Origin of the sequence: Nocardiopsis sp. B62, from assembly GCF_018070675.1 — a bacterium.
GTDB classification, from domain to species: Bacteria; Actinomycetota; Actinomycetes; order Streptosporangiales; family Streptosporangiaceae; genus Nocardiopsis; species Nocardiopsis prasina.
Genome location: NZ_JAGPXK010000017.1, coordinates 105,876 through 114,399, shown reverse-complemented (window position 1 = coordinate 114,399; position 8,524 = coordinate 105,876). Strand labels below are relative to the sequence as shown.

General features: G+C 70.2%; 7 protein-coding genes. 4 read left to right on the top strand and 3 right to left on the bottom strand.

Going from position 1 to position 8,524, the window contains the following annotated elements; genetic code table 11:
• Positions 1–248, top strand: a 248-nt coding sequence (locus tag KBX21_RS18370; protein WP_210842627.1) for a hypothetical protein, incomplete at its 5' end; no start/stop codon positions are given.
• Positions 249–575: 327 nt separating this feature from the next.
• Here KBX21_RS18370 and pcrA read toward each other — a convergent pair.
• A complete protein-coding gene (pcrA, locus tag KBX21_RS18365; protein WP_210842626.1) occupies positions 576–2,921 on the bottom strand; it encodes a DNA helicase PcrA in 2,346 nt (781 codons plus the stop codon).
• Positions 2,922–3,367: 446 nt separating this feature from the next.
• On the opposite strand from pcrA, the gene KBX21_RS18360 reads away from it, so the two are divergent.
• Positions 3,368–4,297 (top strand): nucleoside hydrolase, encoded by a 930-nt coding sequence (locus KBX21_RS18360; protein ID WP_049569396.1) that lies wholly within the window; start codon positions 3,368–3,370, stop codon positions 4,295–4,297.
• A 62-nt stretch (positions 4,298–4,359) separates the two neighbouring features.
• Here KBX21_RS18360 and KBX21_RS18355 read toward each other — a convergent pair whose 3' ends face one another.
• Together KBX21_RS18355 and KBX21_RS18350 are read right to left on the bottom strand one after the other, a co-directional pair.
• Entirely contained in the window at positions 4,360–5,031 is a 672-nt protein-coding gene (locus tag KBX21_RS18355; RefSeq protein WP_049569393.1) for a response regulator transcription factor, read from the bottom strand.
• A gap of 180 nt (positions 5,032–5,211) precedes the next feature.
• The gene (locus KBX21_RS18350; protein ID WP_210842625.1) at positions 5,212–6,417 is read right to left on the bottom strand and encodes an ATP-binding protein; all 1,206 of its coding nucleotides are present in this window, start codon (positions 6,415–6,417) and stop codon (positions 5,212–5,214) included.
• A gap of 223 nt (positions 6,418–6,640) precedes the next feature.
• On the opposite strand from KBX21_RS18350, the gene KBX21_RS18345 reads away from it, so the two are divergent.
• Positions 6,641–8,284: a PspC domain-containing protein gene (locus KBX21_RS18345; protein WP_247665945.1), complete on the top strand. Its 1,644-nt coding sequence runs from the start codon at positions 6,641–6,643 to the stop codon at positions 8,282–8,284.
• The gene (locus KBX21_RS18340) at positions 8,265–8,489 is read left to right on the top strand and encodes a hypothetical protein (protein ID WP_210842624.1); all 225 of its coding nucleotides are present in this window, start codon (positions 8,265–8,267) and stop codon (positions 8,487–8,489) included. Before KBX21_RS18345 ends, KBX21_RS18340 begins: the two co-directional genes overlap by 20 nt.
• The last annotated feature ends 35 nt before the right edge of the window (positions 8,490–8,524 follow it).

Here is an 8,524-nt window from a genome sequence, read left to right as displayed (position 1 = left end):
ACAAACATGGCTTAAAGAAAATCAAACACGCGCTGTTGAGTTCTCAAGAAACAATCACTCTTCCCGTACAAGCGCCAGAACCGAAGTTCCGTCTGCTCTTCCGGAGAAGGCTTTTTGCGTTTCCGCTGTTGTGTCTTTACTTTATCAGGTGTTCCGCGCCCCGCCAAATCGGCGTTTTCGCTTCAAACCTGATCCGGAGAAAGAATTCCCGGTGCTTCTTCCGCCCCGCGTTTCCGCCGGGCTTTTGAAGCAACTCCCCGATCCTACATGCCCCGAGCAGTGCTCGAACCGGTGTGTTTCGGAGGAGGTGGACCGGCCCGCCCGCAGATGAATCCGCGTTCGTCTCGCTCGGTCTTGACCAACTGTACCCCCGGGGTGGAGTGCTCGTGACAGGTTTCGAAGAACTCTCCGGTGTCCTGGCTTACACGGCCCGGAAACACCCCCGAAAGCTCCGAAAGGCCCCGTGGAACTCCGGTGCGCTCGGCTGCGACCGGACCTCCCCTGGGCCCCGGGCACCCGCCACCGAGGCTCGGCCCGGGCCCCACCTTCTGGAGGCCCAAGCCCACGCTCAGGCCCTAGAGCTTCTCGATCGGGGCGTACTTGACCAGGAAGTCCTTCTCCCCGATGTCGGCGCCGAAGTCGATCCTGGCCTTGGTCTTGTCCCCCGCACCGTCGACCAGCTGGACGCGGCCCATACCGAACGAGTCGTGGTTGACCAGGTCGCCCACACTCAGCGTGGGGGCCTCCTTGACGGCCTTCTTCTTCCCGCTGCCGAAGGGGCTCGCGAAGCCACCACCGGACGCACCCCCGGAGCCACCGCCGAAGCCGCCACCCGACCGGCCACCGATGGACCTGCTGGGCGGCGCGGCCAGGGTGGACTCGGCGCGGCGCCAGTCGACCAGCGCCGACGGGATCTCGTCGAGGAACCGCGACGCCGGGTTGTAGGAGGGGGTGCCCCAGGCACTGCGCACCGCCGCGCGGCTGACGTACAGCCGCTGCTCGGCCCGCGTGATGCCCACGTAGGCCAGGCGCCGCTCCTCCTCCAGTTCGGTCTTGTCCCCCAGGGTGCGGGTGTGCGGGAAGACCCCGTCCTCCATGCCGGTGAGGAAGACCGCCGGGAACTCCAGTCCCTTGGCGGCGTGCAGGGTCATCAGGGTGACCACCCCGCCCTCGTCGTCCTCGTCGGGGATCTGGTCGGTGTCGGCGACCAGGGAGATGCGCTCCAGGAAGTCGACCAGGGTCGGTTCCCCCGGGTCGATGCCCTGGTTCTCCTCGCCCTCCAGCTCCGCCTCGTCCTCGATGAGCGCGGCGAACGTGTGCTCGAACTCCCGGGCGACGTCGACGAACTCCTCCAGGTTCTCCACCCGGCTCTCGTCCTGGAGGTCCTTGGACTCCGCCAGTTCCGAGAGGTAACCGGTCTTGCTGAGCACCGCCTCGACGATCTCGGCCGGGGTACTGCCCGGGACGACCTCGGCGAGCTCGTCCAGCAGGGCGGTGAAGTTGCGGATCGCCTTGGCCGAACGGGTCGCCAGGCCCGGTGCCTCGTCCACGCGGCGCAGCGCCTGCGAGAACGAGACGCGCTCGCGCGCGGCCAGCAACTCGACGGACTCCTCCGCGCGTGCGCCGATGCCCCGCTTGGGCACATTGAGGATGCGGCGCATGCTGACCGTGTCCTCGGGGTTGGCCAACACCCGCAGGTAGGCGAGGATGTCGCGGATCTCCTTGCGCTCGTAGAAGCGCACGCCGCCGACGATCTTGTACGGCAGGCCGGTCCGGATGAACACGTCCTCGAACACACGGGACTGCGCGTTGGTCCGGTAGAACACGGCGACCTGGCTCGGCTTGACCACGCCCTCGTCGGTGAGCCGGTCGATCTCGCCGACCACGAAGGCCGCTTCCTCGTGCTCGTTGTCAGCGACGTACCCGGTGATCATCGGGCCCTCGCCCTGCTCGGACCACAGGTTCTTCGCCGGGCGGCCCTCGTTGCGGTCGATCACCGTGTTGGCCGCGGAGAGGATGTTCTGGGTGGAGCGGTAGTTCTGCTCCAGGAGGATGGTGCGCGCGTTCGGGAAGTCGCGCTCGAACTCCAGGATGTTGCGGATGGTCGCGCCCCGGAAGGCGTAGATCGACTGGTCCGCGTCGCCGACCACACAGAGTTCGGCGGGCGGGACCACGCTGGTGTCGGAACCCTCCGCCGCGCCGACGAGTTCGCGGACGAACGCGTACTGGGCGTGGTTGGTGTCCTGGTACTCGTCGACCATCACGTGACGGAAGCGGCGCCGGTAGTACTCGGCGACGTCCGGGAACATCTGGAACAGGTTGACCGTGATCATGATCAGGTCGTCGAAGTCCATGGCGCCCGCCTCGTGGAGGCGGCGCTGGTAGAGCTGGTAGGCCTCGGCGAGCTTCTTCTCCTGCTCGGTCTGGGCCTGCTCGGCGTGGGTGTCGTAGTCGACGAGCTCGTTCTTGAGGTTGGACACCTGGAAGCTGAAGGACTTGGGCGGGAACCGCTTGGGGTCCAGGTCCATCTCCTTGCAGACCAGCTGCATGAGGCGCTGGGAGTCCGCGGCGTCGTAGATGGTGAAGCTGCTCGGGTAGCCGAGCCGGTGCGCCTCCCTGCGCAGGATGCGCACGCACGCCGAGTGGAAGGTCATGGTCCACATGGTGTTGGCGGCGCGGGTGCCGAGGAGGGCCTGGATGCGCTCCTTCATCTCGGCGGCGGCCTTGTTGGTGAAGGTGATCGCGAGGATCTCCCCCGGGCGCACCCCGCGTTCGGCCATGAGGTGGGCGATGCGGTGGGTGAGGACACGGGTCTTGCCCGAGCCCGCGCCCGCCACGATCAGGAGCGGCGACCCGGCGTGGGTGACCGCGTCGCGCTGGGGACCGTTCAGACCTTCGAGAAGCTGTTCTTGGGAGGACACGCCTACCAGGTTACGGGCGACCAGTGACGTGACCGTCCACCCGAGGTGGGACCCACCCTCCCCCGGGACCACGGCCTCCCCCTCCTCTTCCTCTTCGCCCCTCCCACCTCTCTCCTTCCGCTTCGTCTCACCCTTCCTCCTCTCCCGGCCCCGTGCCGCCCACCCCTCTCCCTTGTCTTCCTCCCCTGTTCTCCTCCTCCCCCGGCCCGAGCCATCCGTCGACGTCCGGTGTGGTCGGCGGCTTACCCTGTTAGGGGCGTTTTCGGTGGATGTCGCCGGTCGCGCGCGTGCACGCCACGCGACGGGACGCGGGCGCGCCCGCCGCTCCTCCTGTGACGCGGCCGGGCACGAGGCCACCGGACACGCCCCCAACACCAACCAGGTCCTTCGCCTGGCTGGTCCGTGTCCTGTTCGGGGGGAGATTGGTCTTGGCTGACCAGGAGTCCATGCGTGTGTTCGTCGACTGCGATCCGGGGATCGACGACGCCGTCGCACTCGCCTACCTGGCCGCGCGGCCGGAGGTGGAGATCGTCGGGATCGGCGCGGTGTTCGGCAACAACACGGTCGAGGTGACCGCGCTGAACGCACTGCGCCTGCTCGACCTGTACGGTCGCCCGGACGTGCCGGTGGCCGTGGGCGCCGCCCGCCCGCTGGTGCAGGAGCCGAGTCTGGCCGGTCACGTGCACGGTGGGAACGGCCTGGGTGACGTGAAGCTCCCCGAGCCCGCCCGCGAGCCGGTGGCCGAGTCCGCCGCCGAACTCCTCGTGCGCCTGGTGCGGGAGAACCCGGGCGAGATCGACGTCCTGGCCGTGGGACCGCTGACCAACCTGGCGCTGGCGCTCGGCCTGGAGCCGCGTCTGCCGGAGCTGGTGCGGCGCCTCGTCGTGATGGGCGGCGCCGTGGAGGTGCCCGGGAACGTCTCCTCGCACGCGGAGGCCAACATCGCCAACGACCCCGAGGCCGCCGAGGCGGTGTTCGCGGCCGGGTTCGACCTGGACCTGATCGCGCTCGACATCACCATGCGGACCGTGGCCACCGGGGCCTGGCTGGACCGGCTCCAGGAGGTTCCGGGGGCGCGCGCCCAGAACACGTCCGCGTTCCTGGACTTCTACGCCGAGTTCTACCGGGGCATCTTCGGGGTGCGCCAGTGCGCGATGCACGACCCGTTGGCCGCGGCGGTGCTGGTGGACCCGCACCTGGTGACCGGTGCCTTCGAGGCTCCGGTGCGGGTGGAGCTCACCGGCGGGCTGACCCGCGGGATGACCGTCGCGGACCGGCGGCTGCGGCCGAGCGCGGACGAGCGCCGGGCCGCGCGGGTGATCACCGAGGTGCGGGAGGACGAGTTCCTCGACCGCATGCTCGACTCCCTGCGCTGACCGGGCCCCTGGGGACCGCCGAGCGGGGACCGCACCCTTCGTGGAGCGTGTCCCCGCCGGGCTCAGACCAGGCGGCGGGCGGTGGCCCAGCGGCTGAGTTCGTGCCGGTTGGACAGCTGGAGCTTGCGCAGCACCGAGGACACGTGCGTCTCGACCGTCTTGACCGAGATGAACAGCTCCTTGGCGACCTCCTTGTACGCGTAGCCACGGGCGATGTGCCGCAGGACCTCGCGTTCGCGCTGGGTGAGGCGGTCCAGCTCGGGGTCGACCGGGGGCGCGTCGGTCGCGGAGAAGGCGTCCAGCACGAATCCGGCCAGTCGCGGTGAGAACACCGCGTCCCCGTCGGCGACCCGGACGATGGCGTTGGCCAGGTCCTTGCCGGAGATGGTCTTGGTGACGTAGCCGCGGGCGCCGCCGCGCACCACGCCGATGACGTCCTCGGCCGCGTCGGAGACCGACAGGGCGAGGAAGCGGATCTGGGAGTGCTTGGCCAGGACCCGCCGGAGCACCTCGACTCCCCCGCCTCCGGGCAGGTGCACGTCGAGGAGTACGAGGTCGGGCAGGGTCTCACCGATGACGTGCACCGCGCTGTCGACGTCCCCGGCCTCGCCGATGACGTTGACTGCGTCCCCGAGTTCCCCGCGTACCCCGCTGCGGAACAGCCGGTGGTCGTCCACGATCACGACGCGGGGGACCGCGTCTCCGTCACTGAAGTTCGTGCTCTCTTCTCCCACACCTGGACCCTATCCAGGGAACTCACCCGGTAGGTAGTGGCCCGCGTCGCTCCGGACCTCCTCTGGCCCGAAGCGGCCACTTCCCGGACCACTGGTCGCCGGACCCACGGGCCCGTGGGCTCCGGGGCTCCGGCCCCGCGCGTCCGGCCCCGGGGTCCCCCGGCCGACGGGGCCCCGGGCTCACATGTCGGGGATACGCGGCATGCGGAGTTGTACTTCGGTGCCCTCGCCCGGCTCGGTCCGGATGCGCGCGGTCCCACCATGGCGCTCCATGCGGCCGATGATGGAGCCGCGCACGCCCATCCTGTCCTCCGGGATGTCGTCGAGGTCGAACCCGGCGCCACGGTCCCGCACGAACACCAGGACCTCACCTTCGTCCACCTCCCCGAACACGGAGATGCTGTCCGTTCCGGCGTACTTGGAGGCGTTGACCATGGCTTCGCGGGCGGCGCGGAGCATGGCGCTGATGCCGTCGTCGATGGGCGCGTCGCCGACGCACACCACCTCGATGGGCACGCCGTGTTCCTCCTCGACCTCGGCGGCCACCCGCTCCAGGCCGGGTGTGACGGTGGTCTCGGCGTCGGCGGGGCGCTGGTAGAGCCAACTGCGCAGGGCGCGTTCCTGCACGCGGGCCAGGCGCTGGACCTCGCGGGGGTCCTCGGCGCGGCGCTGGATGAGGGTCAGCGTGTGCAGGACGGAGTCGTGGATGTGCGCGGCGAGTTCGGCGCGTTCGGCGTTGCGGATGCGCTCACGGCGCTCGGAGTCGCGTTCGCGGATGAGCCCGATGATCCAGGGGGCGACGATCAGCGCGATCCCGGTGATGAGCGTGAACGCGAAGGTGAGTCCGGCGCGGGCCTCCTGGAGCTGCTGTTGGAAGACCAGGAAGCCGATCACGCCGACCACCACCAGCAGGACACCGGCGGCGGTGCGCATGATGCTCTTGGGTCGCGTGCGGCTGACTGTGCTGTTCATCCACTCGTTGCGTTCGGCGGGGTTGGCCTGCTGCCACAGGATGGTGGCCCCGAGCGCACCGAAGATGACGAACCACAGGAGCGGGTCGAAGACTCCGCCGAAGATCAGGAAGAGGAAGCCCAGCCCGGCGGCGAGTCCGACGTAGGCGACGAGCTGTGAGATGTCGCGGCCCTTGCGCCTGGCGTCCTCGGCCGGTTCGGGTCCGTCGCCGCCGGCCTCCTCCTTGGGTACGAGGAAGTAGAGGGCCACGTAGACGGCCACCCCGATGCCGCCGACGGCGAGCGCCATGAACGCGAGGCGGACCACGACCGGGTCCAGGCCCAGGTGCCGGGCCAGCCCCGAGGCGACGCCGCCGAGGAGTCTGCCGTTGACCGCGCGGGTGAGCCGCGGGGTCTCCACGGCCGTCGTTGGCACCGCCCGATCACCGCTTTCGTGTGTGGCGCGAAGCTCCTGGCGTGGCTCGCGCGTGGTTCTGGACGGTTCCAGCATGCCCTGTGTGAGCCTCGTGGGACATCCGGGGCACGGCCCTGGTCCTGCCCTGGTGTTCTGGTCAGGGTGGGTTCAGGGTCGTCCCGGATTCCCTTCGCGACGTATCAGAGGTCACGATGGTTCCATGAGGAAAGTGTGGTGAGCGTCCATGTCTGACGGACAGTCGCCGACCGGGGCGTCGGCGGGGGGCGGCCCTCTGGGCAACGGGGCCCTTGGAGACGGGGCGGCCTTCGGGTACGGCCCCCCCGGGGGCGGTCCCACTGGCCCCGGGGGTCCCACCGCTTTCGGTTCCGGCTCGGGCTCCGGCTTCGGGGCCACGGCGGCCGAGGGCGTCGCCACCGAGAACCATCCGCCCGCTGGGGCGTCGGGCCGGGCGACCGGCCCCGAGCTGCGCCGCGACGACCAGCGACAGGCCCTGGCCGGGGTGTGCGCCGGACTGGGCGCGTACACGCGGGTGGACCCCGTCGTGTGGCGGGCGGCGTTCGTGCTGACCGCGTTCGCCGGTGGTGCCGGGCTGCTGCTGTACATCGCGGCGTGGATGCTCATGCGCGACTCGGAGGGCGGTCCGGCGACCTTCGAGCAGATGCTCAACCGCAGCATCCCGCCGCACGCGGTGCTGAAGCTGCTGACCGTCGGCCTCGCCGGAGCCACGGCGCTCAGCCTGGTGGGCGGGTTCGGTTGGGGAACGCTCGTGTTGGCGATCCCGCTGGTCCTGGGGTTGCTGACCGCGAGGAACCGGGGTGTGGACCTGCGGGCCTCGTTGCTCGCGCTCCGTTCGGACCTCGCCACGCGCGAACCGCCACCCACCGGTCCGGTGCCGCAACCGGTTCCCGCCTACTACAACCCGGCCCAGCCGTGGGCCTCGGCCCCGCAGGGCCCGGTGGACCTGGCGGTGGTGTCCGAGCGCACGTCGCTGGACCCGGACGACGAAGAGGACGAGTACGAGGACGACGGGGACGAGGACACCTGCGACGGAGGGAGGAAGGAGGCGGACCGGCACGGCGGGGGCTGCCGTGGCGACGGTTCCGGTCACGGATGGAAGCCGCGTTCCTCACCGCTGGCCTCACACGCGCTGTGGACCGTGGTCGCCATGGGGATCGCGTGGGCGTTCACCGCTCCGCACCTGGGCCCGCCCGTGTCCGAGGCGAGCACCGCCCAGCTGCTGTGGGGGCCGGACCTCGGTGTCTACTTCATGGCCGCCGTGGTGGCGGTGATCGGTTTGTACGCACTGGTCGGGGCCTGGGTGGGCAACCCTCGGGGGCTGATGTCCCTGGGCTGCCTCGCCGTGCTCGGCGCGATGCTGGTGTCCGCCACCGACGTCACCAAGGTCCGGATCGGTGACCGGGACTGGGCGCCGGCCACGGCCGCCGAGGCCGGGTCGGACGACCTGTGGCTGAACGTGGGGTCGGGGACGCTGGACCTGACGGGGCTGCCCGCGGACGTCGACCCCGGTGAGTCGGTGGACGTGACGGCCCGGGTGGACGTGGGCTCCCTGGTCCTGGTGATCCCCGAGGACGCCCGCGTCAACCTGGTGTCGAACGTCTGGGCCGGGACGGTCGGTGTCGGGGACGCCGAGCCCGACGGCGACTTCGTGACCGGGCTGCGCGTCACCCATGAGGAGACCTTCGAGCCGACGCGAGCCCCGGAGGGTTCCGGGAGTACCGACGGATCCGGAAGCGCCGAGGGGACCGGGGAAGCAGGGAACGGACAGGACGGTGTGCCGGTGATCAACGTGCACGCCATGAGCAGGGCCGGAACAGTGGAGGTGCGGTATGACCAAGCGGGGAACTGACTGGGGTTCGCTGCTCGCGGGACTGCTGTTCCTGGGGCTCGCGGTCGCGTTCGTCGTCCGGGGCAGCGGTGAGTGGGAACCGAACGTGCTGTGGCTGCTGCCGGTGCTGGCGGTGGGTCTGGGCGTGGCCGCGGTGGCGCGGGCCCTGTTCCGGTCCCGCCCCCGGGAGTCGGAGGAACTCCCTCCCCCGCCGGACCGGGGCTGATTCGCCGTCCGGCTTCAGGAACAGGAAAGGGGCGT